This window comes from Bradyrhizobium sp. S3.7.6 (genome assembly GCF_054061875.1).
On sequence record NZ_JBSSEQ010000001.1, the window covers coordinates 927,724 to 953,604 of the forward strand.

Genomic DNA, 25,881 nt, shown 5'->3' on the forward strand with positions numbered 1-25,881 from the left:
CAAACTTCTCCCTGGGGTTATGGGTCCCTGCGTCCGCAGGGACGACGGCGGTGTGTGCGGTGGTTACGCAAACCCCACCGACACCTGCCCCAGCACACCAAAATCCACCGCGAAATGATCGCCGGCCTGGATCGGCAGCGGCGGATGGCACGTGCCTGTCGTCACCACCTCCCCTGCCCGCAAGGTGATGCCGAGCCCGCGCAGCTCGTTGGCAAGCCAGGCCAAGGCAACACGGGGATCGCCGAGCACGTTCTTGCCGTGGCCGAGATAGCGCTGGCCGCGCAGCGTGATCTGCGGCCGCTCCTCGACGAGATCCATGGCGCGCCAGTTCGCAGTCGTCGCGGCGCCCAGCACGAACAGATGCGCGCAGGCATTGTCGGCGATGAGCTGTGCCTCGCCGGCGCCGGCGAAATCGCCAAAGCGCGAGTCGGGAATCTCGATCGCGGGATGCAAGGTGTCGACGGCGGCGAGCACGTCGTCGACACTGTACGGCGTCGCGCGCGGCGGCAGATCGCGGCCCATGCGGAAGGCGAACTCCGGCTCGCCGACGCGCATCTCGTTGCCCTTCATCGACGCCGTGCCGCCGTCGGCGATCACGGTGTCGCTCATGATGCGGCCGGCCAGCGGTCCCGCGACGTTGATGTGCTTTTGTCCGGCCTCGCTTGTCGCCGCGATCTTCCAACCGAACAGTGTTCCAAGTGATTGGTTTTCGAGGGCGGCCTGGATGGCATAGCCATCAGCGCGGCTCTGCGGCCGCAACCGCGGCTCCAGCGCGTCAAACTTGGTGCCGTCGCGCCAATGTTTGACCAGGACCTGCGATGCGGCGGCGATCTGATCCTTGTCGAGCATGTGCCCTCACCCGATGATGATTCTGGTTCTTGGTCCCAGGCGCCGCAGCAATTGCAGCATCGCCGCTTTGGTCATCGAGACGCAGCCTGCGGTCGGCCCGAAATTGTCGCGCGCCAGATGCAAAAACACCGCACTGCCGCGGCCGGCGACGCGCGGTCTGGTGTTGTGGTCGATTTCGATGATGAAGTCATAGAGATGGTCGGTCCGCTTGAGACGGTCACCGCCCTGCTCCGGTCCGAGCCGGATCGCCTGATTGTAGTGGCGATCTCCGGCGTCCTCGCACCAGGCGTCCGTGTCGCCGATGGTCCGGGCCGGAAGAAAGGTCCGCGGACGGCTGTGACGGTCGCCCCGCCACCACAATTGCCTGGGACGGAAGCTGCCCCGCGGGGTGCCGCCATCGCCCTCGCGCTTGTTTGCCAGGATTCCGCCCCGCCCCAGCGCCACCGGGATCGTCAGCGCGCCGGCCGTCAGCCAGCCACGGCGCGGATTCCCGGCAGCAGGTTTAACGCGGATCGCTTGAAGCGGTCCGGAGCTTCGATTCTTTGGGTAACTAGCTGAATCCGCTTTGCTTTTCATGTGAACGTGCGATGTCGAATTCATTACAGGACATTCATCAAAACGGCCTGAGATTTTGAGTTAGAGTGCTTCTGGCTTGTGAATCGGTAACAGCCCACTACTTCAACACGAACAACAATAATAACGGCGACCCCCCTAACTTTCCCTCGCGGCTGGGTGCAGCATGCATGCGCGCCGAGCCGGACTCCAAAAGGATGACCCCCTATGGCCAATGCCCGCAAGATCCTCATCGTGGATGACGATACCGATCTGCGCGATACGTTGGTGGAGCAATTATCGCTGCACGAAGAATTTGAGGCCTCCGCCGTCGATACCGGGGCCAAGGGCGCGAGCGCCGCGAAGGCCAATGCCCCCGATCTCGTCCTGATGGATGTCGGCCTGCCCGACACCGATGGCCGCGAGGTGGTTCGTTCCTTGCGCAAGGGCGGCTTCAAGGCCCCGATCATCATGCTCACCGGGCATGACACCGATTCCGACACGATTTTGGGGCTGGAATCCGGCGCCAACGACTACGTCGCAAAACCCTTCCGTTTCGCCGTGCTGCTGGCCCGCATCCGCGCCCAGCTTCGCCAGCACGAGGCGAGCGAGGACGCGGTGTTCTCGGTCGGCCCCTACTCCTTCCGCCCGGGCTCGAAGATGCTGACCGCGGCCAATGCCCGCAAGGTCCGGCTCACCGAGAAGGAAACCGCCATCCTCCGCTTCCTCTACCGGGCCGGCCAGATGCCGGTCTCGCGCGAGACCCTGCTCCAGGAGGTCTGGGGCTATAATTCCGGCGTCACCACCCACACGCTGGAAACGCACATCTACCGCCTCCGCCAGAAGATCGAGAAGGACGCCGCCAATCCGGAGATCCTGGTCACGGAAGCCGGTGGCTACAAGCTGGTGCCGTGATACGCTTTAGGGGCGTGCGAATCGTTTTAGATCGCATGCCCTTTGAGCCCCGGACCTGAATGTCAATCGACGACGACGTAGCGCTTCTCGAGCGTGTCCCGACACTGCGCTTGTTGGGAGACGCGTCGTTGCGCATGCTGGCGATCGGCTCCGAGCAGCGTAATTTCGTTCGCGGCGACGTCCTCTTCAATCTCGGCGACGACGCCGATGCCGGATACGTGGTTCAACGCGGCGCCTTTCGGGTCGACGACGGCGCCGGCGCGGAGATGATCGCAGGTCCCGGTGCGCTGATCGGCGAGCTCGCGCTGGTGGTGCCGATGAAGCGGCCATCGAGCGCGGTCGCGCTGGAGCACGCCTCCGTCATCCGCGTCGCGCGCAGCCTGTTTCAACGTGTGCTCGAGAGTGACCCCGCGGCTGCGGTGCGCCTGCGTGACGAATTCGCGGTGCGCTCCAGCCAGATCGCGAGCGATATCCTGATGGCGGGCGCGAAGCTGACGTCGTCGTAGCCCGGACGGCGCCGCTACACCTCCAGCGTCACCGTCACCGGCACGTGGTCCGACGGGCGCTCCCAGCTCCGCGCGTCGCGCAGGATCTTGAAATCGCTGACCGCGTCCTTCAATGCGCGCGAGACCCAGATGTGGTCGAGCCTGCGGCCGCGATCACCGACGGTCCAGTCCGCGGAACGATAGCTCCACCACGTATAGACCTTCTCCGACATCGGAAAACGCTCGCGCGCGACGTCGACCCACTCACCGGCTGCCAGCGCGGCTTGCAACTTCTCTGTCTCCACAGGTGTATGCGAAACCACTTTCAGAAGCTGCTTGTGCGACCAGACGTCGTTCTCGTGCGGCGCGACGTTGAGATCGCCGACCAGGATGTGGCGATCCTCCCCGCGCGGATGCAGCGGCTCGCAGGCCTTCATCTCGTCGAGGAAGCGAAGCTTGTGGTCGAATTTCTCGTTCAGCGCGGGATCGGGAATGTCGCCGCCGGCGGGCACGTAGAAATTATGCAGCACCAGCGGCTTTGCGATGCTGGCCTTCTCGCCGAACGAGACCGAGATGTGGCGCGAATCCACCTTGTCGCAGAAGGTGCGGATGTCTTTCGATTCGAACGGGATCTTCGAGACGATGGCGACGCCGTGATAACCCTTCTGCCCGTTCAGCGCGACATGCTCATAGCCGAGCCGCTTGAAACGCTTCAGGGGAAAGGCATCGTCGATGCACTTGGTCTCCTGGAGGCACAGCACGTCCGGCCGCGCGCTCTTGAGAAACTTCGCGACCAAGTCGATGCGCAGCCGCACCGAGTTGATGTTCCAGGTTGTCAGGGAAAGACGCATGAGGCCTGCGTCTTAGCAAGCTCTCGTAGGGTGGGCAAAGGCGCAAAGCGCCGTGCCCACGTCTTTTCGGGGGTGGGTGCAAGGTTCGTTGCGAGCCCTCGTAGGGTGGGCAAAGCGAAGCGTGCCCACCAATGCCTGCCGCAAGGAGAGATGGTGGGCACGGCGCTAATGCGCCTTTGCCCACCCTACGGCAGTAGAGCTTTCAACCCGGCGATGGGCCGTAATTGGTGAAATCGATCTTGAACATGGCAGGATCAAGCTTCTTGCCCGCATCGAGATTGTAGACCGCGATCGTGGTGTCGTAGCCCTGCGGGTCGGTGACGGTCCACTGCTTCAACTGGCCGTCCTTGGCGCCGAACATCAGCAGGAGGCGGCTGGTGCCGACCAGCGCCTGCTTCTCCTCGATCGTGACGCTGACGAAGACGTCGTCGGCCGAGACGTTGACGACGTTGGTGTCCTTCATCAGGTCGATGCGATCGGACAGCAGGAAGCGCAGCGGCGTCTGCGACAGCGGATAGACGTCCTGGGTCGCGAGCTTGCGGTCGCGCACCACCAGCGAGGATCCGTCGGCGACGATGTCGATCGGGCTCGGCGCGTCATATTCGAAGCGCACCTTGCCGGGCTTCTGGATGTAGAAGTCGCCCTGCGTCTTGCTGCCGTCGGGGCCGACCTGGACGAAATTTCCAACCAGCGTCGACAACGAGGACAGATAGGCGCTGACCTTGGCCGCCTGCGCCTTCTGGTTGGCGTCAAACGTCTGGAAGATGCTGGTCGGCACGTTGCGGCGCGGATCCGGGATGACCGGGTTCGGCGGCGTCTGGGTCGCGCCGGTGACGGCGGGCCCACCGGCCGAACCGCCATCGCGGCCCTTCGGCGCGGGCTTCGGCACAGGCACGGTCTGCGCGAACGACGCCGCGGTCACCATCGCGGCGGTGACGAGAAGCACACCGGCCATGCGCGCGCTTCGCGCAGCGATGGTGGCAGCGAATCGAATGTCCGGATGTCTGATCAACGCGTCGTCCTGTGTGGCTGGGCGCCCTTTTAGCGTGATTTCGCTACTGCAGATATCGATTTTGCGTGAAATTATGTTCAGAGGCGGCTCGCCTCACATATGGCTATCTTCTTCCTCGACCAGAATCTCGCGCTTTCCGGCGTGGTTGGCGGGTCCGACGATGCCCTCGAGTTCCATGCGCTCCATCAGCGAAGCGGCGCGGTTATAGCCGATCTGGAGCCGGCGCTGGATGTAGCTGGTCGAGGCCTTGCGGTCGCGTTTGACGATGGCCACGGCCTGTTGGAAGAGATCGCCGCCGCCATCCGCTCCCATGCCGCTGGCGTCGAACACGGCGCCACCGTCCTCGTCCTCGGTCGGCTCTTCGGCCGTGACGGCCTCGAGGTATTCGGGCTGGCCCTGCGTCTTGAGGTGACGCACCACCTTCTCGACTTCCTCGTCCGACGCGAAAGGTCCGTGCACGCGGCTGATGCGGCCGCCGCCCGCCATGTAGAGCATGTCGCCCTGCCCGAGCAGCTGCTCGGCGCCCATCTCGCCCAAAATGGTGCGGCTGTCGATCTTGGACGTCACCTGGAAGGCGATGCGGGTCGGGAAGTTCGCTTTGATGGTGCCGGTGATGACGTCGACCGACGGACGCTGCGTCGCGAGGATCACGTGCAGGCCGGCGGCGCGCGCCATCTGCGCGAGGCGCTGCACCGCCCCTTCGATGTCCTTGCCGGCGACCATCATCAGGTCGGCCATTTCGTCGACGATGATGACGATGTAGGGCAGCGGGTCGAGCGAGAGCTTCTCTTCCTCGTAGATCGCCTTGCCGGTTTCCTTGTCGAAGCCGGTGTGCACCGTGCGCGTCGGTTCCTCGCCCTTGGCCTTCAATTCGAGCAGGCGCGTATTGTAGCCGTCGATGTTGCGCACACCGAGCTTGGCCATGTTCTTGTAGCGCTCTTCCATCTCGCGCACGGCCCATTTCAGCGCGACCACCGCCTTCTTCGGGTCGGTCACAACAGGCGTGAGCAGATGGGGAATGCCGTCATAGACGGAGAGTTCGAGCATTTTCGGATCGACCATGATCAGGCGGCACTGGTCCGGGCGCAGCCGGTAGACCAGGCTGAGGATCATGGTGTTGATGGCGACCGACTTGCCGGAGCCGGTGGTGCCGGCGATCAGCATGTGCGGCGTGCGCGCGAGGTCGATGATCACGGGGTCGCCGCCGATGGTCTTGCCGAGGCAGAGCGGCAGCTTCGCAACCGAATCGACAGTCTCCTTGGCGACCAGCAGCTCGCGCAGATAGACCTTTTCGCGATGCGCATTCGGTAGCTCGATGCCGATGGCGTTACGGCCGGGCACGACGGCGACGCGTGCCGACAGCGCGCTCATCGAACGGGCGATATCGTCGGCGAGACCGATCACGCGCGATGACTTGATGCCGGGCGCCGGCTCCAGCTCGTACAGTGTGACCACGGGACCCGGATTGGCTTTCACGATCTCGCCGCGCACGCCGAAATCCTGCAGCACGCCTTCGAGCGAACGCGAATTGGCTTCCAGCTCAGCCTTGCTGAGCGGCTGGCGATCGCCCGCCTTGGGCGCGGCCAGCACGGACACGGACGGAAGCTCGAACTTGTCGGAGGATTTCTTGGAGGCGGCCTTTGGTGCAGCCTTCTTGCGCGGCGCGCGCGCGGCCGGCTCCTCCTCTTCCTCCTCCTCGTCTTCCTCTTCTTCGTGCTCGTCCTCGTCAATTTCGTCTTCGGACTGCGGCGAGATCGACGGCGCGGCGCGGCCGCCGCCGAGATTCGGCTCCTGGCGGCTGAACGCAACGGCTTTGGTCTTCGGTCCGCTCGAGACCAGCGAGCGGTAAGCGGTGCCGAGCAGCCAGATCAGCCGCGCCTTCGTGCTCATCAATGCGTGGAACAGCCACCCCAGCGACACCGAGCCGCGATCGCTCTCCTCGTCTTCGTCGAGCGGCTTGTCGTCGTCCTCGATCTCCGCGAACTCGTCGTCATGCGCGCGCGCGCCGAGGCCGCAGGCGATCAGGAAGGTCGCGCCGATCGCGGCGAACAGGATCGTGCCCAGCACCATGCGATAGATCGTGCCCGCCGGTCCGAAAATCACCGCGGGCGCGCGCACCAGCGCATCGCCGACCACGCCGCCGAGGCCGGTCGGCAGCGGCCAGGCGCCGCCATGCGGCCAGCAGCTGGCAAAGCCCGCAGCGATCACGGTGCAGAGAGTCCAGGAACCGAGCCGCAGCGCCTCGCGGTCGAACGGGCGATGGGTCATCATGCGCCAGCCCCAGACCGCGACCGTCAGGACCAGCATAATCGCGCCGAGCCCGAGGATCTGCATCGCAAGGTCGGCGCCGATCGCGCCGGCATAGCCGAGAATGTTGCGGATCGGCCGTGAGGTCGCGTGGCTGAGGCTTGGATCCTGCACCGACCAGGTCATCAGCGCGGCCGAGGCGACGCCGGACAATGCAATCAGGCCGAAACCGGTGAGCTCGCGCATACGCCGCGCCAGCCCCTCGCGGATCGACGGTGGCAGATGGCCGACCAGTGGAATGACACGTTCGATTGCCGACATGCTCATGGGCCCCGCCTAACCCAGAGTCTCGACCAGGCGGTGCAGCGCCTGCGCCGTGGTCTCGCCATCCTGCACCAGCGCAAGGCGAATGAAACCTGCGCCCGGATTGAAGCCGTCGGGCTGGAGCCGCGCCAGATAGCTGCCGGGCACCACGCGTACGCCTGCTTCCTTGAAGAGCCTGAGCGTGATCGACACGTCGTCGCCGAGCGCGGACGTGTTGAGCCAGACGCAGAAGCCTGCGTCAGGTCGGCGATAGCCGTAACGATCGCCGATGATCTGGTCGGCGAGATCGAACTTGATCCGGTAGAGCCTGCGGTTCTCCTCGACATGCGCCTCGTCGCCATAGGCAACGGTCGCGACATGCTGGAGCGGCACCGGCACCTGCGGCGCCGCGATGTTGCGCAGCTCGAGGAACATGCCGATGAATCGCTTGTCGCCGGCGGCGAAACCGACGCGCAGGCCCGGCAGGTTGGAGCGCTTCGACAGCGACTGGAACGCAACCACGCGGGTGAAATCAGGGCCGGCGCATTCGAGCGCGCTGCCCGGGGCCTCGCGGGTGTAGATCTCGGAATAGCACTCGTCGCTGAGGATCACGAAGCCGTAGCGGTCGGCGAGCTGCTTCAACCGCCTGAAATAGTCGGGTTTGGCGACCGAGCCCTGCGGATTGGCGGGCGAGGCCAGATAGAACGCCACCGTGCGCGCCAGCGTCGCTTCGTCGATGGCATCGAGATCGGGCAGAAAGCCGTTTTCGACGGTGGTCGGCAGGTAGACCGGCTCGCAGGCCGCGGCGCGGGCGCCGGCGCCATAGACCGGATAGAACGGGTTCGGCATCAGGATGGCGGGCTTGCCGGGGCGCGGGCCGACATAGCGCGCGGCCGCGATCGCGGCGAGGAACAGCCCCTCGCGGCTGCCATTGAGGACGAGAATCTCGTTCTCGGGGTCGAGCGGCCGCGGCAGCTTGAAGCGCGACGACAGCCAGGCGCCCGCTGCCATGCGGAACGGGTCGGTGCCCTTGTTCGCGGGGTAACGGCCGAAATCGGCGATGTGCTTGGCCAGCACCGGGCCGACGAAGTCAGGCACGGGATGCTGGGGCTCGCCGACTGCAAGCGTAATCAATGGCTTACCCGGCTGATGGGGTGCCAGCAGCTCGTTCAGCCGGACGAAGGGCGAGCGTTCGCTATCGGAGCTTCCACTGTCCTGCGGCGCACGGGATGAAGCGGTTATAGCCATTCTGGACGCCAGCACTCTTGGAACAGCCGGTCGCACCAAGGCGCCGGCGGGAAGCGGTTCACTTCACCATAGATAGGGCGAGGTTAAGACGCGATTAACCATCGGCTTTCCGCGCCATCAAGAGTCATTTCCGTGACCTGGATTTGAGGTCCGGTCCGTCCGGAGCGGGAATAATGAGGCCGGATAGAGCGGACGCATGGCGGGCCCGGGTCCCGTCATGGCCGGGCCTGTCCCGGCCATCCCCCGGCCCATTCTACCGTACCCAAGAACGTTCATGCCCGGGCCTTCGCCTCGCCGAAGCGGGCTTCGGCCGCGCAGGCGGGGCAAGCCCGGGCATGGCGAGTTTCCGGATATGGGCGCGCCTAGTGCCCCGGCAGCTTCTCGAATGTCTTCATGCCCACCGGGATCGCGTGGAACTCCTGCATGTCGCAGGTGTAGATCGCCATCTGCGGATGGAACTGCGCGGGCTCGTCTAAGGTGCCGACCTTCAGGATCGCCGCCGGCAGGCCCGGAACCTTGGTCACCAGATGGGTGCCGCATTCGGCGCAGAATTCGCGCGTGACGGCGCGTTCGAGGTCCTTGCGCGTGAATTGCTTGGGCTGCCCGGTGATGTAGCTGAAGCCGGCCGCCGGCATCGCGATGAAGGTGTTGGGCGCGCCGCCCGAGATGTACTGGCACTCGCGGCAATGACACTGGGCCTGCATCATCGGATCACCTTCGGCCACGTAGCGCACTTCGCCGCAATAGCATCCGCCTTCCAAACGCATGACGACCTCCCGGTTTGTTTTTCGTTGTGGTCGATATTTCTGCGCCGGCAATCTGAAATGGCAATCGCTTTCTTTGTCGCGCAGGACAAAAGAAGGCAAAAAGAAAGGGGCTCCAGCTTGCGCTGGAGCCCCTCAACGGTCGGGACATTGCCGGGTATGTGCCCCAAACCGTAGTTGTGGGCACGGCCCCCGCGGAGGCCGCGCCCGGGAGGAGAGTTACATGTTGTAGGCGCGCTCGGTGTGCTCGGTGATATCGAGGCCTTCACGCTCGGTCTCGACATTGGCGCGGAGGCCAACGATCACATCGACGACCTTGTAGAGGATCGCCGAACCGATGCCCGACCACACCAGCGTGGTGCAGACGCCCCAGAGCTGGGAGACCATCTGCGCCGCGAAGTCGTAATCGGCAACCTTCGGCGGGATCGCGGTGTAGTCGATGATGCCCGCACCACCCAGCGCCGGATTGACGAGGATGCCGGTGCCGAGGGCGCCGACGATGCCGCCGACGCAGTGCACGCCGAACACATCGAGGCTGTCGTCGTAGCCGAGCGCGTTCTTCACGACGGTGCAGAAGAACAGGCAGACCACGCCGACCACGAGGCCGAGGACGATCGCACCCATCACGCCGGCGAAGCCGGCGGCAGGCGTGACGGCCACGAGGCCCGCGACAGCGCCGGAGATGACGCCGAGCACCGACGGGTGACCCTTCACGATCCACTCCGCGAACATCCACGACAGCGCGGCGGCCGCGGTGGCGACGAAGGAGTTGGTCATGGCGAGGGCTGCGCCGCCGTTGGCTTCGAGGTTGGAGCCGGCGTTGAAGCCGAACCAGCCGACCCAGAGCAGCGAGGCGCCGATCATCGACATGGTCAGCGAGTGCGGAGCCATCAGCTCCTTGCCGTAGCCGACGCGCTTGCCGATCAGCAGAGCGCCGACGAGACCTGCGATGCCGGCGTTGATGTGCACCACGGTGCCGCCAGCGAAGTCGATCGCGCCCTTCTTGAAGATCCAGCCGGCGTCGGCGTTGATCTCGTCGAGCTTGGCCTGCGCCGCGGTCTTCGCAGCCGCATCAGTGGCAGCAGCGAGTGCCTTGGCAGCGTCCTGGATCATGTCCGGGCCGGGCCAGTACCAGACCATGTGCGCGATCGGGAAGTAGATCAGCGTGACCCAGAGCGGGATGAAGAGCGCGATTGCCGCGAACTTCATGCGCTCGGCGAAGGCGCCGACGATGAGGGCCGGCGTGATCGCCGCGAAGGTCATCTGGAAGCACATATAGATGAGCTCCGAGATGTTGGCGTCGACCGAGAAGGTCGCGGCCTTCGAGTCGGTGGTGACGCCCATCATGAAGGCCTTGGAGAAGCCGCCGATGAAGTCGGAGCCGCCGGTGAAGGTGAGGCTGTAGCCGTACACGGCCCAGATTACCGTGACGACGCAGACGGTGTAGAACACCTGCATCAGCACGGAGAGCATGTTCTTGGAACGGACAAGACCGCCGTAGAACAGCGCGAGGCCGGGGATCGTCATCAACAGCACGAGCACTGTCGATGTCAGCATCCAGGCGTTGTCTCCCTTGTTGACCGTTGGCTCGGCATAGGCCGCGGTCGCAGCGAACATGCCGACTGCGAGAGCCGCCAATCCCGCGCCATAGGGACGCTTAAACGTCATTTTATTCACTCCTGATTGGTAAAGGTTGAGCGCGAAATCAAAGGGCCGCGGCATCGGCCTCGCCGGTGCGGATGCGAACCGCATGGTCGAGGTTGATGACGAAGATCTTGCCGTCGCCGATCTGCCCGGTTTTCGCGGCGGACGTGATGGCGTCGATGGTCTTGTCGACCTGGTCGGAGGCGACAGCGACCTCGATCTTGATCTTGGGCAGGAAGCTCACGGCGTATTCGGCACCGCGATAGATTTCCGTATGGCCTTTCTGGCGGCCATATCCCTTGACTTCCGTCACCGTGAGACCGTGAACGCCGATGGCGGTCAGGGCGTCACGGACTTCTTCCAGCTTGAATGGCTTGATAATCGCCATAACAATTTTCATGGGTCCTATCCCCGCTTGGCCCGGTCCGGACGTGGCCGGGCGTTTCTCGACTGGTTCGCCACGAGGGAGAAGTTCACTACGCGGGCACAGCCAGCACCCTTAGAATCAAATGCCGTGCCAGATCGGGCGCGTTGCCTAACGGACTATGAAAACGGGTGTTTTCGCGTTTGACGCGTGCTGCGGTGCAGTGCGCTAATACGTCGCGCTCAAAACGTGGTCACGCCTGATCAAAAAGCGGGCACGACAGGCTGTCGACACAATTGCTGCTCACGTGTCGGGCAGCAAGAAGGTATTTTATTACAGAAGGGGTCCGACAAAGGGCCCCGCCGCCCTGCGAAATATCGAACCGGCCCTCGGCGTGCTCACGGGATGCGCGCAACCGGCCTGAATCGTCAGGCGGCCTCGCGCTCCGCAAAGACCCGGTCGATCAATCCCCACTCGACCCCCTGCTGCGCGGTCATGAAGTGGTCGCGGTCCAGGGTCCGTTCCACCTCCGCCTCGGTGCGCCCGCAATGCTGCGCGTAGAGCCGGGTGATGCGCCGCTTGGTCTTCTGCATTTCGTTGGCATGGATCAGGATGTCGGACGCCTGGCCCTGGAAGCCGCCGAGCGGCTGATGCACGTGAAGGCTCGCATTGGGCAGCGCGGCGCGGTGACCTGGCTCGCCGGCCATCAGCAGGAACGAGCCCATCGAGCGCGCGGTGCCCATGCACAGCGTATGAACCGGCGCCTTGATGAACTGCATGGTGTCGTACATGGCGAGACCAGAGGTGACCACGCCGCCATAGGAGTTGATGTAGAGATTGATCGGCCTGTTCGGATTCTCCGCCTCCAGGAACAACAATTGCGCGCACACCAGTCCGGACATCGCATCATTGACCTCGCCGTTGAGGAAGATGATGCGCTCGCGCAGGAGCCGCGAATAGATGTCGAAGGATCGCTCGCCGCGGGCGGATTGCTCGACAACCATAGGGACGAGCTGAAGCATGTCGCGCATTGGCGACCTCCATGTTTGCAGGTGACGAAGTCTTGTTGGTGTTTAAGCCGCCGCGCGCATCAGGCAGCAATTGCTGTTGGCCGGCTGCGGCAGCTTTGTTCGCTCTTCGCAGGCTTGCTGGATGATGCGGAAGCGCGTGCCGCCGTCCTCGTTCGGCTCGATCCGGAAGATGACGTGGCTCTCGCGAAACGGCGGCTCTGAATCGCGAAGCCGGTAGCGCACCTCTTCGCCTGCGATCGTTGATTCAGGCTCGGCGCCTGCAAGGTCGCAATCCGGCAACCAGCGCTCGCGCAAGGCCGGAATGGTGACGGCGCGCCAGACCTTTGCTGGCGGCGCGTCGAATTCATATTCGAGCACCAGTTTTGCGTCGGAGGGATCAGGTTTCGCTGCGTCGCTCATTGATCCATGTCCTTGAGGAGATCGGCGAGTGCTTCCATGCGCTTCGGCCAGTAGGCACGGTAGCGCGCAAGCCATGTGCCGATGGCCACGATTCCGTCCGGGTCGACTTCGTAGTTCACGAAGCGGCCCTGCCGCTGTTCGCGTACGAGGCCTGCCGCGCGCAGCACCGAAAGATGCTGCGACATCGCCGGCTGGCTGATCTCCAAACCGTCGCGCAAAGCGCTGGCATTCAGGCTTCCGCCGGCGAGCTTCTCAAAGACCTTTCGGCGCGTCGGGTCGGCCAGTGCCTTGAAGATGTCGGCTTCGATCATGCCAATACATAAGCATTTGCTTATGTGTCGCGCAAGCCCCCGATTACTGAAGCGCTTCTCCGTGCTGCGAAATATCCAGTCCCTCCAGCTCGTGCTCACGGGATACGCGCAAGGGCACGAACAGGGAGACCAGCTTGAGCAGGACGAAACTCACGCCGGCCGCCCAGACGAAGGTGACGGCGACCCCGTAGAGCTGGATCAGCAATTGCTGCGGATGGCCCTCGATCAGGCCGGCGGTGCCGCCGATCGCGGAAGTCGCGAACACGCCGGCCAGCAGCGTGCCGGTCAGGCCGCCGATGCCGTGGACGCCGAACACGTCGAGGGAATCGTCATAGTTGAAGCGGTGCTTGAGCCAGGTGCAGGCCCAGTAGCAGACGGCGCCGGCGACAATACCGATGACGATGCCATGCCAGGGCGCGACGAAGCCCGAAGCCGGCGTGATCGTGCCGAGCCCGGCGACCGCGCCGGAGATCATGCCGAGCACCGACGGCTTGCGCCGGGTCGACCATTCGATCGCGCCCCAGGTCAGCGCGCCGGAGCAGGCCGCAAGATGCGTCGCGATGATCGCCAGCACCGCGCGCGAATTGGCTGCGCCCGCCGAGCCGCCGTTGAAGCCGAACCAGCCGACCCACAACAGGCCGGTGCCCATCACCGCGAGCGACAGATCGAACGGCGACAGATTTTCGGTGCCGTAGCCGTGGCGGCGGCCCATCACCTTGGCGGCGACGAGGCCGGCGGTGCCGGCCGACAGATGCACGACGAGGCCGCCGGCGAAATCCAGCACGCCCATGCTGGCGAGGAAGCCGCCGCCCCACACCCAATGCGCCAGCGGAATGTAGACGAAAATGAACCAGGCGACCGAGAACACCAGATAGGCGGAGAATCGCATCCGGTCGGCGACCGAGCCCGCGACCAGCGCCACCGTGATGATGGCAAAGGTCATCTGGTACAGCATGAACAGCGCTTCCGGGATCGTCTTCGCCGCCGGGTTGACGCTGTCCATCGTCATGCCCGCGAGGAACCAGCGGTCGAGCGTTCCGATCCAAGGCCCGTCGCCGACGAAGCAGAGCGAATAGCCGAACGCCACCCAGAGGATCGAGATCATCGTCACCGCGGCGAGGCTCTGCGCCATGGTGGCGAGCACGTTCTTCTTGCGCACCATGCCGGAATAGAACAGCGCCAAGCCGGGGATCGTCATCATCAGCACCAGCGCGGTGGCGACGATCATCCAGGCGGTGTCGGCGGTGTTGATCTCAGAGCCCGCGGCGTATGCGGGCGCCGCAACGAACGTCACAAATCCGAGCGGCGCAGCCATAGCAGCTGCGCGGCGCAACAATCCCGCCATGTCATTCCCCCCGGCATCAATTGGCGTCGCACGCTGTGGCGTCGTTGCCCGGTGCGATCGAAGAAGGATCAAAGCGTTTTCGAGCGAAGTGGATACCGGTTCGCGTGAAGAAAACGCGTCAAAACAAAAAGCCTTAAAGCGCGTCGCTGTCGGTTTCGCCGGTGCGGATGCGCAGCGCGTGGTCGATCGGCGTGACGAAGATCTTGCCGTCGCCGATCTGCCCGGTGCGCGCCGTCGCGGTGATCACGGCGACCGCCTTGTCGGCGACGTCGGAGGCGACCGCGATCTCGATCCGCAGCTTCGGCAGGAAGTTCACGACATATTCCGCGCCGCGATAGATCTCGGTATGACCCTTCTGGCGGCCGTAGCCTTTCACCTCGGTCACGGTCATGCCGTGGACGCCGATCGCGGTCAGCGCCTGGCGGACTTCATCGAGCTTGAAGGGTTTGATGATCGCGACGACGAGTTTCATGGTCAGGCCTATTCCCCGGGGATGCGCCACGCCGTATGTCCCCGGCGCAGCGTCAATCTGGCATCTTTCCGGGCAAATGGCATAAAAAACTTGCAGACTGAAGCGGAAAAACGTTTGGCCATGTGAACCGCCGCCTCTGTACAGGGCATCCGTTCATCCTTCACAATGCGTTTTTGGCATGGATGCGGTGAACCGAAGCGTCCCGGCCGGTACAAAAGTATGTTTGAGGGGGACGCTTCATGGCGAGTTGGTTCTACGCATCCGAGGGCAAGCAACAGGGACCCTATCCGGAAGGGCAATTCCGCGACCTGGTCGCGCAGGGAGTTGTGCGCCCGGATACGCTGGTGTGGTCCGAGGGCATGGCCGGCTGGCAGAAGGCCGCCGAAATTCCCGGCCTGATCGGCGGTGGCGGTGCGCCCCCGATGATGCCGGCCGGCGGTCCGCCGATGATGGGCTCCGGTGGTTACGCTGGCGCCGGCTACGCTGGTGGTGGCGGTGGCAGCGGAGGAGCGCTGTCGGTCGATTTCGGCATCCTCGAGTTCACCTGGCGCAGCATCGTGATGCTGATCGGCATGTGCCTCATCATTCCGGTGCCGTGGGTGTTCGTCTGGTACACGAAATGGATCGTGTCCTGCGTGAAGGTGCCCGGCCGGCCCAATCTCAGCTTCACCGGCAATGCGATGACGCTGGTGCCCTGGTTCTTCGGCTTCATCGTCCTGGCGATCGCGATCGGCGTCATCGGCAGTGCGCTGCTCAGCAATCTGCTGTTCATCGCGCAGATCGTGCTCTACTGGCTGCTGATCAAATGGATGGTCGCGAACCTCGCCTCCAACGAGCAGCCGCTCGGGCTCAGCTTCTCCGGCTCAGCTTGGGCCTATATCGGCTGGAATCTGTTGTTCGCGATCTCGATCATCACGATCATCGGCTGGGCCTGGGTCGCCGCGGCGCAGATGCGCTGGTTCTGCCGCAGCATCGAAGGCACGCGCCGTGAGATCGTGTTCAAGGGCAGCGGTCTCGGCATTCTCTGGCGCGGCATCGTCGCCGCGATCCTGTCCAGCCTCATCATCCCGATCCCGTGGGTGTATCGCTGGATCATGAACTGGTTCGCGTCGCAGACCGAGCTCGCTCCGCGCGGGTCGCTCGGAGCTTGATCGCAAATCCCAGGCGCGACGAACTCGCGCCTGGGCGCTAGGACTTCCGCTCGCGCACAGAACCTTCCTGCGCGACGGAGGCGACCAGCGTGCCGTCGGGCTTGAAGATCGAGCCGCGGGTCAAGCCGCGGCCGCCGCGTGCGTTCGGCGAATCCTGCGCGTAGAGCAGCCATTCGTCGGCGCGAAACGGGCGATGAAACCACATCGCGTGGTCGAGGCTCGCGGGCATCATGCGCTTGTCGAACAGCGTGCGGCCGTAGCGCGCCATGATCGCGTCGAGCAGCGAAAAATCCGAGGCATAGGCCAGCGCGCACATGTGCAGCGCCGGATCGTCCGGCAGCTTTGCCGCGGTCCTGATCCAGACGTGAATGCGGCCGTCCTCGATCTTCTGGCCGAAATAACGGCCGAGCTCGACCGGGCGCAGCTCGATCGGACGATCGGACTCGTAGTAGCGGCGGATGAACTCCGGCATCTCCTTGAACATCGGCTGCTTCGCCACCTCCTCCGCCGTCAGCTTTTCCGGCGGCGGCACGTCGGGCATCTTGTCCTGATGATCGAACGCGCTCTCCTCGTCGGTGTGGAACGACACCATGATCGAGAAGATCGCGTTGCCGTGCTGGATCGCGGTGACGCGGCGGGTCGAATAGCTCTTGCCGTCGCGCAGGCGCTCGACCTGGTAGATGATCGGGATCTGCGGATCGCCCGGCAGGATGAAATAGCAATGCAGCGAATGCGGCAGCCGGCCCTCGACCGTGCGGCAGGCCGCAACCATCGCCTGCCCGATCACCTGGCCGCCGAACACCCGCTGCCAGCCCGTCTTCGGGCTGTTGCCGCGGAACAGATTCACCTCGAGCTGTTCGAGGTCGAGAATCGAGATCAGGTCGATCAGGCCTTTGGACATGATGGTGCTTTCGAAGCATCTCGTCATTCCCGGGCATCGCGACAGCGATGACCCCGGAATCCCGAGCCGATAACCTCTGGATTCCGGGTTCGCGCTTTTGCGCGCCCCGGAATGACGGAATGAGGCAGTTCCGCCCTTGTTTCACCGCACTGTTTCGCCCACCTCAAGTCTGCTAGCAAGGCCTGGAAAAGCCGAAGTGTGAACCAGGAATTTGGTATGCCGGTACAGGGTAGCATTGTCATTGGTGGCGGCGCGTTTGCCGGCCTCGCGCTGGCCCTGGCGCTGCGCCAGGGGCTCGGGCCCGAGATTCCCGTCATCGTCGCCGACCCCGCGCTCGCGACCCGTCCGAGCCGCGACCCGCGCGCGACCGCGATCGTGGCCGCCTGCCGCCGCCTGTTCGAGGCCATCGGCGCCTGGGACGCCGTCAGGGGCGAGGCGCAGCCGATCCTCGACATGGTCGTCACCGATTCAAAGCTGGAAGACGCCACCCGTCCGGTTTTTCTGAACTTTGCCGGCGATGTCGCGCCGGGCGAACCGTTTGCGCATATGGTCGAGAACCGCCGTTTGATCGACGCGCTGGTGGTGCGGGCCGAAGCCGAGGGCATCGATCTCCGCGCCACGACGGTCGCGTCTTATGACGCGCGCCCGGAAGGCGTCGACGTGACGCTTGGCGACGGCAGCGTGATTGCGGCAAGCCTGCTGGTCGCCGCCGATGGCGCGCGGTCGAAACTGCGCGAGCGCGCCGGTATCGTCACCCATGGCTGGGAGTACGATCAATCCGGCATCGTCGTCACCGTCGGCCATGAGCGCGATCACGACGGCCGCGCCGAGGAGCACTTCCTGCCCGCGGGTCCCTTCGCGATTCTGCCGCTCTCCGGAAAACGATCCTCGCTGGTGTGGACCGAGCGCCGCAGCGAGGCCGCGCGCATCATCGCGTTGAGCGACGAGGAGTTCCACGGCGAGCTCGAGCGCCGGTTCGGCCTGCATCTCGGCGAGGTCAAGGCGCTCGACAAGCCGCGTGCGTTCCCGCTGTCCTATTTCGTGGCGCGCTCCTTCATCGCCGAGCGTCTCGCGCTGGTCGGCGATTCCGCGCATGTCATCCATCCGATCGCGGGCCAGGGCCTCAACATGGGGCTGAAGGATGTCGCAGCACTGGCCGAAGTCGTGGTCGATGCCGCGCGGCTCGGCATGGATCTCGGCGGCGTCGACGTGCTCGAACGTTATCAGCGCTGGCGCCGCTTCGACACCATGGCGATGGGCGTTGCCACCAACTCGCTGAACTTCCTGTTCTCCAACCAGTCGACGCTGCTGCGCACGGTGCGCGACATCGGCCTCGGCCTCGTCGACCGCGCCCCGCCGCTGAAGAACCTCTTCATCCGCCAGGCCGCTGGTTTGACCGGTGAGATCCCGCGGTTGCTGAAAGGTGAGGCGTTGTAGCAATCGCGCAAGCTCTAACTCCTCATCCTGAGGAGCGCGCTTGCGCGCGTCTCGAAGGATGAAGGCCGAGGTGAGAGAGCCGGGCTTTCATGGTTCGAGACGGCGCTATCGCGCCTCCTCACCATGAGGGCCGCCTGATCAATCGATCTTGCGCGCCTCTTCCGGCAGCATGATCGGGATGCCGTCGCGGATCGGGTAGGCCAGCTTGGCGCTGCGCGAGATCAGCTCCTGCTTTGCGGAATCGAACTCCAGCGGACCCTTGGTCAGCGGGCAGACCAGGATCTCCAGCAATTTGGGATCGACGCTGGTTTCGGGGCGTTCGGTGGGCGCGTTCATTGGGGTCTCCGAAGATCGCTTGCCTCTAGCACAGAAAATCGCGGCCGCCCATTGCGCCACCAGAGCGTTTTCGAGCGAAGTGGGTACCGGCTCGCATAAAGAAAACGCGTCAAAACAAGAATCTAGGCAGAGACCATCCGCATGATCTCGTCGAGCAGGCCCTGGAGCCGTGCCGCCGGTACCGGCGTGCCCGACAAGGCAAAGCCCAGGAATGTCCAGTACAGGATCTGCGCGCGGGCCTGCGCCTTCGCCGGCTCAAGGCCCCGCATCGCAAGCAGCGTCTCGATATAGTCGATCCTGCGGCGGTCGATCGCGCGGACCGCGCCTTGCGCGGCCGTATCGAACGCCGCCCAGCTGCGCACGGCGCGCTCCAGGTCGAGCCGCGCGCCAAAGGATCTCCGCAGCAGCGCCTTCAGCGGCTCGTCGCCGGCGGCCTCGACGTCGGCGATGATCTGTTCGGCCGCGATCTCGCGCCAGCGCTTCAGGACTTCGGCGTGGAACGCGCCGAGATCGGCGAAATGCCAATAGAAGCTGCCGCGCGAGACGCCCATCGCCTTTGCGAGCCGATCGGCTTTCAGGGCCGTGAAGCCGTTCTTGGCCAGCGCCTTCAGGCCCTGTTTGATCCAGTCGTCGGCGGAGAGTTGTTCGGTCATGACCGGTTCCGGAAATTGGCCATACACTAGTGTATTGACAGGCGGCGGGCCAGCGCCTATCTCACTATACACAACTGTATGGACGAAGCTTCAGGGAGCTGTGCCGATGCGTGATCTCTTGCTCCAGTGCTCCGGCGTCGTGGCCATTGCCGTGGCCCTCATCCATGGTGTTCTCGGCGAGACCAAGGTCTTTGCCCGCGCCCGCATCGAGCCGGAACGGCTCCGCACCCTAATTCGCCTGGTCTGGCAGGCCTCGACCGTCGCCTGGATCGGTGGTGGTGTGCTCCTGATCGCGGCGCCCTGGATGGACTCGGAGCTGGCGCGCCGCTGGATCGTCATCACCATGGTCTGTGTGTTCGGTTTCTCGGCTGTCGCCAACGCGTGGGCCACGCGCGGCCGGCATTTCGGCTGGATGGCGCTCAGTGCCGTCGTTGCGATGGCGGTTGCCGGCTATTGAGGTGCCGCGCCCAGAATGCCGGCCGTCAAACCGTGAGGCGTAAGGCCGCAGCGGCCGCTCAAATGCCTGCTGCCTACGGAGCCAACTGATCTTTTCCGGATCGTTAGAATAACTCTAAAGCCATCCGCGTCCAAACCGGATTGACTTCATCATCGCCTTTGCTTCCCTCGCTCCCGCTTCGCGCCACGCGCGCACACGACAGAGGAGGAGACGTTCGTGAAGGTCATTCGTGTTGTTGCAATTGCACTGACGGTCGGCATGGGTATGAGCTCGGCGGCCATGGCCGACGGGTTCAAGGATTGCACCAAGCTCGACAAGGCGTCGTGGAAGCCGGCCGCCGAAGCCGAAGCCAAGGCCAAGGCGCTGGGTTACGAAGTGCGGCGCTCCAAGATCGAAGGCTCGTGCTATGAGGTCTACGGCGTCAAGGAAGGCAAGCTCTACGAGCTGTTCTACAGCCCGGAAGATCTTAGCCTGAAGAAGACGGTTGCCAAGTAAGGTTTCAAGCAAGGGCTTGAGCAAGGCTTGAGGATAGTCACGGCTTGATCGACGAAGCGGTGCCAGAAACGCGCGGGGCGTCCGACGGGACCCCCGCGGATCGAACGGCTTCGCGGACGGTCGCAGTCTGGGACCTCCCGCTACGCCTCTGGCACTGGGCCCTCGCGGTCAGCATCTTGGCCGCGTGGTTCACGCCCTCCGTCTACGATACCCTTCACCGCATCGTCGGCTATACGGTGCTCGGGCTTCTCGCCTTCCGCCTGGTCTGGGGTTTTTGGGGAAGCCGCTATTCGCGCTTCCGCATGGTCGGCGTCCGGCTTCGGGTCGCGCCACACTATCTCTGGAATCTACGCCGCGGCATGACCGGCCGCTATATCGGCCTCAATCCAGCCGGCACCTTGATGCTGGTAGCGCTGCTGCTGGCGATCGCCATCTCGGCCATCACGGGGGCGATGTCGGTGACCGTCACCTTCTTCGGCCTGTGGTGGGTCGAGGATACCCACGCGATTGCATCCGACGCCGTCATCGTGCTGGCCGTGGTACACGTGCTGGGCGTCGTGCTGATGGGGCTTCTCCAGCGCGAGAACCTGATCCGCGCGATGTTCACCGGACGCAAGCGCATCCGCCATCATCAATAGGGTTTTTGAGGCGGCGCTCTCTCCTTGTCATGGCCGGGCTTGTCCCGGCCATCCACGTTCTTTTGTGCCTCTCAGACGTGGATGCCCGGGTCATCGGCGAGCGAAGCGACGCCGTCCTTCGGACGGCTATGCCCGGGCATGACGGAGCGTGACGCGGCAGCGCGCCCCTCACTGCAATGGCGGATCGCCGCTGGTGCGCTTCTTGGCGAGATCCATCTCGGTCACCGCGATCAGGATTTCGGCGCGGGTCTTCAAATCCGGCGCCTCCAGCATGGCCTGCTTTTCCGCGGGGCCATAGGGCGACATCATCGCCAGCGCGTTGACGAGCGCTTCGTTAGGCGCGCTCTCGACGCCTTCCCAGTCGACCTTGAGATTGTTGGCCTTCAGGAAATCCGCCAGCACGGTCAGCAGCGCCTCGCGATCGACCTCGTCCTCGCCCATGCGCGCGGTGAAGTCGTCGACGAAGGTGAAGAAGTCCACCTTGCACTGGCGGTAGGCGGTCAGCACTTCGAGCTCCTTGACCACCTTGAAGCGCGAGACGCCGGTGAGCTCGAGGAGGTAGCGGCCGTCGCCGGATTCGGCGAGCTGGGTGATGCGGCCGACGCAGCCGACGCGGAACAGCGCCGGCCTGTCGGAATTCTTCGGCGAGTGCGCGATGTCGGGCTGGATCATGCCGATCAGGCGATGGCCGTCGCGCAAGGAATCGTCGACCATCGAAAGGTAACGCGGCTCGAAGATGTTGAGCGGCATCTGGCCGCGCGGGAGCAAGAGCGCGCCCGGCAGCGGAAATACCGGAATGATCTCCGGCAGGTCGGCGGGGCCGCGATATTCGATGTTGATCGGCATCTGGACCCCGCTAGACCGCTAGAGCATGATCCGGACCCGGAGGGCCGCGTTAGCGCAAAGTGTGAAGCGGCTTTCCGACAAGATCATGCTCCAACAATAACCCTTACGAAAACAGGATCGTCGACAAGCGCTTTCGTCCCTCGACGGTAGCATCATCCGTGCCACCCCACGCCTCGAAGAATTGCACGAGCTGCTTGCGGGCGCCGTCGTCGTTCCACTTGCGGTCGCGCTTGATGATCGCCAGCAACTGCTCGGTGGCCGCCGCCCGGTTGCCTTGCGCATTCAGCGCGGTCGCAAGGTCGAAGCGTGCCTGATGATCGAGCGGGTTTGCGGCGACTTTCTGTTCCAGCTCGGCCACCGGCCCCAGCTGCTCCGCCTGCTCGGCGAGATCGATCGCGGTCTGCACGGCCTTCACGGCGGGGTCGTTGCGCTTGGATTCCGGCACCATCGCCAGCGTCTGCTTGGCCTGCTCCATCGCGCCGGAGACGGCGTAGCATTTCGCGAGTCCGGCAAGGGCCGCGATGTTGGTCGAATCGTGCTGCAGCACCTCGGCATAGATCTGCGCCGCGGCGGCGGCGTCCCCCTCGGCGAGCACCGCCTCGGCCTCTTGCAGGATCTCGGCGATATTGGGCTCGCCCGGCGCCGTCACGCCCTTGGTCACCTTTTCGATGAAGGCGTTGACCTGGCTCTCCGGCACTGCGCCCATGAAGCCGTCGGCCGGCTGGCCGTTGACGAAGGCGATCACGGCCGGGATCGACTGGATGCCCATCTGGCCCGGGATCGCCGGATGCTGGTCGATGTTCATCTTGACCAGCTTGACCTTGCCCTTGGCCGCCTTGACCGCCTTTTCCAATACGGGCGTGAGCTGCTTGCAGGGGCCGCACCACTCCGCCCAGAAGTCGATCAGCACCGGCTGGCGCTTCGATTCCTCGATGACGTCCTTCACGAAGGTCTGGGTGGTGGTGTCCTTGATCAAATCGGCCGCGGCCGCGCCCGCCGCTCCGTTACCCTGGTCGATGATCGTCACGGGATCCCCTCGTCTGATGTCTGGAATGGCGGCTCTTTAGCACGTCGCCAAATCATATGCTTCGTTGTCGGCTCCTAGATTGGGCCGAATGGGCCGAATTTCAATCCATCAGGGCCGATTCGCCGGTTCCGGGACGTTTTCGGGCGATTTGGCCGCGTTCGGGGTCCATATGGCCCTTCAATTGCGAATCTATGCTGCCGGTAGCTGTTGCATTCGCCGTCCGCTTTTGGCATACGACAGCCGTTGCCGGCGCGTCATGCGACCGACACAGGATGCGGGTGTAGCTCAGTGGTAGAGCACGACCTTGCCAAGGTCGGGGTCGAGGGTTCGAGCCCCTTCGCCCGCTCCAATTTTTCCGAACGCATCCAGCCAAACCGGGTCGGGCCGTGGTTTTCCACGCCGCTGGCGGCTGTATTGGGTCTCAAATGACAATTCTGGTCACGGGCAGCGCGGGCCACCTTGGGGAGGCCGTTCTCCGTATGCTCCGGGGACGCAGTTTCCCCGCGCGTGGAATCGATCTGAAGCCATCGCCCTTCACCGATGCCGTCGGCTCGATCGTCGATCCCGATTTCGTGCGGCGCCAGATGGAGGGCGTCACCGCCGTGATCCACACCGCGACGCTGCACAAGCCGCATGTGGCGACCCACGGCAAGCAGGATTTTGTCGACACCAACGTCACCGGCACGCTCAATCTGCTCGAGGCGGCCCTAGCCGCTGGCGTGCGCAGCTTCGTCTTCACCAGCACCACCAGCGCATTCGGCTCGCAGCTTCGACCCGGAGCCGGACAGGCTGCGGTGTGGGTCACCGAGGATCTGGCGCCGGTGCCGAAGAACATCTACGGCACGACCAAGCTGATGGCCGAGACTCTGTGCGAGCTGTTCTTTCGCGAGCGCGGCCTGCCCGTCGTGATCTTGAGGACCTCGCGCTTCTTCCCTGAGGACGATGACGATCCCGCGATGCGCTCGGCTTACCCGCTGGACAACGCACAGGCCAACGAGCTGCTCTATAGACGGCTGGATATAGCGGACGCGGTGAGCGCCCATCTCCTCGGCGTCGAGCGCGCGCCGAAGATCGGTTTTGCCCGTTACATCATCTCCGCGACGAGCCCGTTCGAGCCCCGTCATCTCGCGGCGCTCGCGCGCGACGCGGCCGGTGTCGTGCGCGAGCTCTACCCGGATTGCGCGCAGCTCTATGCGGCGCGCGGATGGCGGCTATTCCCCGAGATCGACCGCGTCTATGTCAACGACCGTGCGCGGCACGAGCTGGGCTGGCGGCCCGAATTCGACTTCGCGCATGTCCTGAACAGCCTGCGCGATGGGACGGATTTTCGCAGCACGCTGGCACGCGAGATCGGGTCGAAAGGCTATCACGACACGGTATTCGACGACGGACCCTATCCCGTCGCCTCGTAATCGCCGTCTTTGCCGTTTTGCTCGACGCATCAAATGTCTGCCCGGCGTCACCGGGAGCAGACCGGGGTGAGCCGTTCTACTGTGCATGGGGTTGTTTTCGCAATTTTGTGCGACCGCTCTTCCTGCTGCCTGCAAATCAGTCACGCACCATTTTTTGATTCCGCGTTGCAGCGAGACCGTGATCGTCGCCGTGCAAATCTTCGTGGCGTTCAGTCTCAATTTCTATTGAGTCTGACTGCAGTGCTCCCGACGCGCTTCTCACCGTCCGCAGATGTGCTAACCTTTTTGCGTCTGTCGTCCTGACAGACTCCGAACTTCGCCTCTCGACTAGCAAAACAAAATAACGTGCAGCCCTGACGGCTGCCTTAGGGGAGTGACGTGATGAAATTCCATCAATCCGTCTTTCAATCCGTCCTGGCGCTTGCAGCGGTTGCCCTTCTCGCGGGGACAAGCGCAGTCAGCGCGCAACAGCAGGACAAGAACCGCCAGCTGAAGAAATACGAATCCGGCACCAAGGAGTTCTGGACCCATCCGCCGGACGACTGGTTCCTCGGCGACGAGACCGAGGCGCAGAAGGGCCTCGCGCCGCCATCAGGCCCGCCGACCGGCGCGTCGGAGGCCGAGCTCGCCGCGATGATGAAGAAGATCAAGCTGCCGGCCGGCTTCAAGATCGAAGTCTATGCGCCCGGCGTTCTCGCCGCGCGGCAGATGGCCTGGGGTGACAAGGGCACGCTGTTCGTTGGCTCGTTCGGCCTCGGCAACGTCTATGCCATCAAGGACAACAACGGAAAGAAAGAGGTCAAGACCATCCTGAAGGGGCTGAACATGCCCACCGGTCTCGCCTTTAGGGATGGCGCGCTCTACGTCATCGCGGTCGACAAGCTGATCCGTTACGACAACGCCGAAGCCAATCTCGACAAGCTCGGCGACGGCAAGGTCGTCTATGACGACATGCCCTCCTATGCCGCGCATGGCTGGAAGTACATCGCGGTCGACAAGGAAGGCTGGTTCTACCTGCCGTTCGGACCGCCCTTCAACGTCGGCGTGCCCCCGACTAGTGTCTCGCAGATCCGCCGCGTCGATCCCAAGACCGGCAACGCCGAGATCTACGCGCTCGGCGTTCGCAACTCGGTCGGCGGGGACGTCGATCCGCGCACCGGCAAATACTGGTTCACCGAGAACGCGCGCGACTGGATCAGCGACGATCTGCCCTCAGACAAGCTGAACATGATCTCGAAGATCGGCGAGCATTTCGGCTATCCCTACTGCCACCAGGGCGACCTGCTGGATACGAAGTTCGCGATGGGTCACAAGTGCTCCGAGTTCACGCCGCCCGTGCTGAACCTCGGCGCGCATGTCGCTCCGCTCGGTATGAAGTTCTATACCGGCGATCAATTCCCCGCCGAGTACAAGAATAACATCCTGATCGCCGAGCATGGCTCCTGGAATCGTCACAAGTACCAGGGCGGCAATATCACGCGCGTGATCGTCGGCCCCGACGGCAAGAACGCCAAGAAGGAGGTGTTCGCCTCCGGCTGGATCGAGGGCGACCAGGGCTATCTCGGCCGTCCCAACGACATCATCCTCGCCAAGGATGGCTCGATCCTCGTCGCCGACGACTGGGCCGGCGCGATCTATCGCATCAGCTACAGCAAGAAGTAGCGTAGGACGACACGAGGCTGCGACCGGATGACGGTCGCAGCCTCGTTTGTTTGTGACAGGCTTGCAGCGGAACG

Annotated in this window: 28 protein-coding genes and 1 tRNA gene; 10 read left to right on the forward strand and 19 right to left on the reverse strand. The window is 64.1% G+C overall.

Going from position 1 to position 25,881, the window contains the following annotated elements; genetic code table 11:
* Positions 1–63: 63 nt before the first annotated feature.
* Positions 64–849: a 2-keto-4-pentenoate hydratase gene (locus tag ACVJ5M_RS04365; RefSeq protein WP_063980288.1), complete on the reverse strand. Its 786-nt coding sequence runs from the start codon at positions 847–849 to the stop codon at positions 64–66.
* Positions 850–855: 6 nt separating this feature from the next.
* The gene (locus ACVJ5M_RS04370) at positions 856–1,425 is read right to left on the reverse strand and encodes a L,D-transpeptidase family protein (protein ID WP_063985976.1); all 570 of its coding nucleotides are present in this window, start codon (positions 1,423–1,425) and stop codon (positions 856–858) included.
* A gap of 204 nt (positions 1,426–1,629) precedes the next feature.
* Here ACVJ5M_RS04370 and ACVJ5M_RS04375 point away from each other — a divergent pair, with 204 nt between their 5' ends.
* Positions 1,630–2,316 (forward strand): response regulator transcription factor, encoded by a 687-nt coding sequence (locus tag ACVJ5M_RS04375; RefSeq protein WP_007598630.1) that lies wholly within the window; start codon positions 1,630–1,632, stop codon positions 2,314–2,316.
* A 59-nt stretch (positions 2,317–2,375) separates the two neighbouring features.
* Positions 2,376–2,822, forward strand: coding sequence for a cyclic nucleotide-binding domain-containing protein (locus ACVJ5M_RS04380; RefSeq protein WP_063980289.1), 447 nt, complete (start codon positions 2,376–2,378; stop codon positions 2,820–2,822).
* Positions 2,823–2,836: 14 nt separating this feature from the next.
* On the opposite strand, the gene xth is transcribed toward ACVJ5M_RS04380, so the two are convergent.
* From xth to ACVJ5M_RS04440, 12 genes are all read right to left on the reverse strand, one after another.
* Positions 2,837–3,652, reverse strand: coding sequence for an exodeoxyribonuclease III (gene xth, locus ACVJ5M_RS04385; protein WP_014490778.1), 816 nt, complete (start codon positions 3,650–3,652; stop codon positions 2,837–2,839).
* Between the two features lie 202 nt (positions 3,653–3,854).
* Positions 3,855–4,607 carry an outer membrane lipoprotein carrier protein LolA gene (locus ACVJ5M_RS04390; RefSeq protein WP_063980290.1) on the reverse strand — a complete coding sequence of 251 codons (753 nt, stop codon included), beginning with the start codon at positions 4,605–4,607 and terminating at the stop codon, positions 3,855–3,857.
* A gap of 150 nt (positions 4,608–4,757) precedes the next feature.
* Positions 4,758–7,238 carry a DNA translocase FtsK gene (locus tag ACVJ5M_RS04395; RefSeq protein ID WP_063980291.1) on the reverse strand — a complete coding sequence of 827 codons (2,481 nt, stop codon included), beginning with the start codon at positions 7,236–7,238 and terminating at the stop codon, positions 4,758–4,760.
* Positions 7,239–7,247: 9 nt separating this feature from the next.
* Positions 7,248–8,462: an aminotransferase class I/II-fold pyridoxal phosphate-dependent enzyme gene (locus ACVJ5M_RS04400; protein WP_456679260.1), complete on the reverse strand. Its 1,215-nt coding sequence runs from the start codon at positions 8,460–8,462 to the stop codon at positions 7,248–7,250.
* Between the two features lie 362 nt (positions 8,463–8,824).
* Positions 8,825–9,229, reverse strand: coding sequence for a GFA family protein (locus ACVJ5M_RS04405; protein ID WP_063980293.1), 405 nt, complete (start codon positions 9,227–9,229; stop codon positions 8,825–8,827).
* A gap of 216 nt (positions 9,230–9,445) precedes the next feature.
* Entirely contained in the window at positions 9,446–10,894 is a 1,449-nt protein-coding gene (locus ACVJ5M_RS04410; RefSeq protein ID WP_063980294.1) for an ammonium transporter, read from the reverse strand.
* A gap of 37 nt (positions 10,895–10,931) precedes the next feature.
* Positions 10,932–11,270, reverse strand: coding sequence for a P-II family nitrogen regulator (locus ACVJ5M_RS04415; RefSeq protein ID WP_008142813.1), 339 nt, complete (start codon positions 11,268–11,270; stop codon positions 10,932–10,934).
* Between the two features lie 392 nt (positions 11,271–11,662).
* On the reverse strand, positions 11,663–12,265 hold the full coding sequence (locus ACVJ5M_RS04420; RefSeq protein ID WP_354100295.1) for an ATP-dependent Clp protease proteolytic subunit: 603 nt from the start codon (positions 12,263–12,265) through the stop codon (positions 11,663–11,665).
* Positions 12,266–12,307: 42 nt separating this feature from the next.
* A complete protein-coding gene (locus ACVJ5M_RS04425) occupies positions 12,308–12,664 on the reverse strand; it encodes an SRPBCC family protein (protein WP_063980295.1) in 357 nt (118 codons plus the stop codon).
* On the reverse strand, positions 12,661–12,975 hold the full coding sequence (locus ACVJ5M_RS04430) for an ArsR/SmtB family transcription factor (protein ID WP_014490770.1): 315 nt from the start codon (positions 12,973–12,975) through the stop codon (positions 12,661–12,663). The genes ACVJ5M_RS04425 and ACVJ5M_RS04430 overlap by 4 nt, the downstream gene beginning before the upstream one ends.
* Before the next feature lie 43 nt (positions 12,976–13,018).
* Entirely contained in the window at positions 13,019–14,320 is a 1,302-nt protein-coding gene (locus ACVJ5M_RS04435; RefSeq protein ID WP_063980296.1) for an ammonium transporter, read from the reverse strand.
* Positions 14,321–14,453: 133 nt separating this feature from the next.
* Positions 14,454–14,792 (reverse strand): P-II family nitrogen regulator, encoded by a 339-nt coding sequence (locus ACVJ5M_RS04440; protein WP_008142802.1) that lies wholly within the window; start codon positions 14,790–14,792, stop codon positions 14,454–14,456.
* 239 nt (positions 14,793–15,031) lie between these two features.
* On the opposite strand from ACVJ5M_RS04440, the gene ACVJ5M_RS04445 reads away from it, so the two are divergent.
* A complete protein-coding gene (locus ACVJ5M_RS04445; protein ID WP_063980297.1) occupies positions 15,032–15,943 on the forward strand; it encodes a DUF4339 domain-containing protein in 912 nt (303 codons plus the stop codon).
* A gap of 37 nt (positions 15,944–15,980) precedes the next feature.
* Here the strand turns inward: ACVJ5M_RS04445 and tesB are convergent, their stop codons facing one another.
* On the reverse strand, positions 15,981–16,844 hold the full coding sequence (gene tesB, locus ACVJ5M_RS04450) for an acyl-CoA thioesterase II (protein WP_063985977.1): 864 nt from the start codon (positions 16,842–16,844) through the stop codon (positions 15,981–15,983).
* Positions 16,845–17,060: 216 nt separating this feature from the next.
* On the opposite strand from tesB, the gene ACVJ5M_RS04455 reads away from it, so the two are divergent.
* Positions 17,061–18,281, forward strand: coding sequence for a ubiquinone biosynthesis hydroxylase (locus tag ACVJ5M_RS04455; RefSeq protein WP_063980298.1), 1,221 nt, complete (start codon positions 17,061–17,063; stop codon positions 18,279–18,281).
* Between the two features lie 138 nt (positions 18,282–18,419).
* Here ACVJ5M_RS04455 and ACVJ5M_RS04460 read toward each other — a convergent pair whose 3' ends face one another.
* The gene (locus tag ACVJ5M_RS04460) at positions 18,420–18,617 is read right to left on the reverse strand and encodes a Trm112 family protein (protein WP_011083431.1); all 198 of its coding nucleotides are present in this window, start codon (positions 18,615–18,617) and stop codon (positions 18,420–18,422) included.
* A 122-nt stretch (positions 18,618–18,739) separates the two neighbouring features.
* Complete coding sequence (locus ACVJ5M_RS04465) at positions 18,740–19,270, reverse strand: TetR/AcrR family transcriptional regulator (protein WP_063980299.1); 531 nt, start codon at positions 19,268–19,270, stop codon at positions 18,740–18,742.
* Positions 19,271–19,376: 106 nt separating this feature from the next.
* On the opposite strand from ACVJ5M_RS04465, the gene ACVJ5M_RS04470 reads away from it, so the two are divergent.
* From ACVJ5M_RS04470 to ACVJ5M_RS04480, 3 genes are all read left to right on the forward strand, one after another.
* Positions 19,377–19,727 carry a hypothetical protein gene (locus ACVJ5M_RS04470; protein WP_063980300.1) on the forward strand — a complete coding sequence of 117 codons (351 nt, stop codon included), beginning with the start codon at positions 19,377–19,379 and terminating at the stop codon, positions 19,725–19,727.
* A gap of 216 nt (positions 19,728–19,943) precedes the next feature.
* Positions 19,944–20,222 carry a PepSY domain-containing protein gene (locus tag ACVJ5M_RS04475; RefSeq protein ID WP_028150199.1) on the forward strand — a complete coding sequence of 93 codons (279 nt, stop codon included), beginning with the start codon at positions 19,944–19,946 and terminating at the stop codon, positions 20,220–20,222.
* 44 nt (positions 20,223–20,266) lie between these two features.
* Positions 20,267–20,860, forward strand: coding sequence for a cytochrome b/b6 domain-containing protein (locus ACVJ5M_RS04480; RefSeq protein ID WP_084794915.1), 594 nt, complete (start codon positions 20,267–20,269; stop codon positions 20,858–20,860).
* A 168-nt stretch (positions 20,861–21,028) separates the two neighbouring features.
* On the opposite strand, the gene ACVJ5M_RS04485 is transcribed toward ACVJ5M_RS04480, so the two are convergent.
* A complete protein-coding gene (locus ACVJ5M_RS04485; RefSeq protein ID WP_063980301.1) occupies positions 21,029–21,706 on the reverse strand; it encodes an LON peptidase substrate-binding domain-containing protein in 678 nt (225 codons plus the stop codon).
* 103 nt (positions 21,707–21,809) lie between these two features.
* A complete protein-coding gene (gene trxA / locus ACVJ5M_RS04490; RefSeq protein ID WP_063980302.1) occupies positions 21,810–22,733 on the reverse strand; it encodes a thioredoxin in 924 nt (307 codons plus the stop codon).
* Positions 22,734–23,007: 274 nt separating this feature from the next.
* On the opposite strand from trxA, the gene ACVJ5M_RS04495 reads away from it, so the two are divergent.
* The 3 genes from ACVJ5M_RS04495 (at position 23,008) to ACVJ5M_RS04505 (ending at position 25,807) form a co-directional block, all read left to right on the forward strand.
* Positions 23,008–23,082 (forward strand) — tRNA-Gly (locus ACVJ5M_RS04495).
* Positions 23,083–23,158: 76 nt separating this feature from the next.
* Entirely contained in the window at positions 23,159–24,145 is a 987-nt protein-coding gene (locus ACVJ5M_RS04500) for an NAD-dependent epimerase/dehydratase family protein (RefSeq protein ID WP_063980303.1), read from the forward strand.
* 381 nt (positions 24,146–24,526) lie between these two features.
* On the forward strand, positions 24,527–25,807 hold the full coding sequence (locus ACVJ5M_RS04505) for a PQQ-dependent sugar dehydrogenase (protein ID WP_166104978.1): 1,281 nt from the start codon (positions 24,527–24,529) through the stop codon (positions 25,805–25,807).
* Positions 25,808–25,881: the final 74 nt, after the last annotated feature.

Excerpts from the sequence above, each read along its gene's own strand:
- ACVJ5M_RS04365 (WP_063980288.1), bottom strand. The coding sequence starts at position 849 with ATGCTCGACAAGGATCAGATCGCCGCCGCATCGCAGGTCCTGGTCAAA.
- ACVJ5M_RS04370 (WP_063985976.1), bottom strand. The coding sequence starts at position 1,425 with ATGAAAAGCAAAGCGGATTCAGCTAGTTACCCAAAGAATCGAAGCTCC.
- ACVJ5M_RS04375 (WP_007598630.1), top strand. The coding sequence starts at position 1,630 with ATGGCCAATGCCCGCAAGATCCTCATCGTGGATGACGATACCGATCTG.
- ACVJ5M_RS04380 (WP_063980289.1), top strand. The coding sequence starts at position 2,376 with ATGTCAATCGACGACGACGTAGCGCTTCTCGAGCGTGTCCCGACACTG.
- xth (WP_014490778.1), bottom strand. The coding sequence starts at position 3,652 with ATGCGTCTTTCCCTGACAACCTGGAACATCAACTCGGTGCGGCTGCGC.
- ACVJ5M_RS04390 (WP_063980290.1), bottom strand. The coding sequence starts at position 4,607 with ATGGCCGGTGTGCTTCTCGTCACCGCCGCGATGGTGACCGCGGCGTCG.
- ACVJ5M_RS04395 (WP_063980291.1), bottom strand. The coding sequence starts at position 7,238 with ATGAGCATGTCGGCAATCGAACGTGTCATTCCACTGGTCGGCCATCTG.
- ACVJ5M_RS04400 (WP_456679260.1), bottom strand. The coding sequence starts at position 8,462 with ATGGCTATAACCGCTTCATCCCGTGCGCCGCAGGACAGTGGAAGCTCC.
- ACVJ5M_RS04405 (WP_063980293.1), bottom strand. The coding sequence starts at position 9,229 with ATGCGTTTGGAAGGCGGATGCTATTGCGGCGAAGTGCGCTACGTGGCC.
- ACVJ5M_RS04410 (WP_063980294.1), bottom strand. The coding sequence starts at position 10,894 with ATGACGTTTAAGCGTCCCTATGGCGCGGGATTGGCGGCTCTCGCAGTC.
- ACVJ5M_RS04415 (WP_008142813.1), bottom strand. The coding sequence starts at position 11,270 with ATGAAAATTGTTATGGCGATTATCAAGCCATTCAAGCTGGAAGAAGTC.
- ACVJ5M_RS04420 (WP_354100295.1), bottom strand. The coding sequence starts at position 12,265 with ATGCGCGACATGCTTCAGCTCGTCCCTATGGTTGTCGAGCAATCCGCC.
- ACVJ5M_RS04425 (WP_063980295.1), bottom strand. The coding sequence starts at position 12,664 with ATGAGCGACGCAGCGAAACCTGATCCCTCCGACGCAAAACTGGTGCTC.
- ACVJ5M_RS04430 (WP_014490770.1), bottom strand. The coding sequence starts at position 12,975 with ATGATCGAAGCCGACATCTTCAAGGCACTGGCCGACCCGACGCGCCGA.
- ACVJ5M_RS04435 (WP_063980296.1), bottom strand. The coding sequence starts at position 14,320 with ATGGCGGGATTGTTGCGCCGCGCAGCTGCTATGGCTGCGCCGCTCGGA.
- ACVJ5M_RS04440 (WP_008142802.1), bottom strand. The coding sequence starts at position 14,792 with ATGAAACTCGTCGTCGCGATCATCAAACCCTTCAAGCTCGATGAAGTC.
- ACVJ5M_RS04445 (WP_063980297.1), top strand. The coding sequence starts at position 15,032 with ATGGCGAGTTGGTTCTACGCATCCGAGGGCAAGCAACAGGGACCCTAT.
- tesB (WP_063985977.1), bottom strand. The coding sequence starts at position 16,844 with ATGTCCAAAGGCCTGATCGACCTGATCTCGATTCTCGACCTCGAACAG.
- ACVJ5M_RS04455 (WP_063980298.1), top strand. The coding sequence starts at position 17,061 with ATGCCGGTACAGGGTAGCATTGTCATTGGTGGCGGCGCGTTTGCCGGC.
- ACVJ5M_RS04460 (WP_011083431.1), bottom strand. The coding sequence starts at position 18,617 with ATGAACGCGCCCACCGAACGCCCCGAAACCAGCGTCGATCCCAAATTG.
- ACVJ5M_RS04465 (WP_063980299.1), bottom strand. The coding sequence starts at position 19,270 with ATGACCGAACAACTCTCCGCCGACGACTGGATCAAACAGGGCCTGAAG.
- ACVJ5M_RS04470 (WP_063980300.1), top strand. The coding sequence starts at position 19,377 with ATGCGTGATCTCTTGCTCCAGTGCTCCGGCGTCGTGGCCATTGCCGTG.
- ACVJ5M_RS04485 (WP_063980301.1), bottom strand. The coding sequence starts at position 21,706 with ATGCCGATCAACATCGAATATCGCGGCCCCGCCGACCTGCCGGAGATC.
- ACVJ5M_RS04500 (WP_063980303.1), top strand. The coding sequence starts at position 23,159 with ATGACAATTCTGGTCACGGGCAGCGCGGGCCACCTTGGGGAGGCCGTT.
- ACVJ5M_RS04505 (WP_166104978.1), top strand. The coding sequence starts at position 24,527 with ATGAAATTCCATCAATCCGTCTTTCAATCCGTCCTGGCGCTTGCAGCG.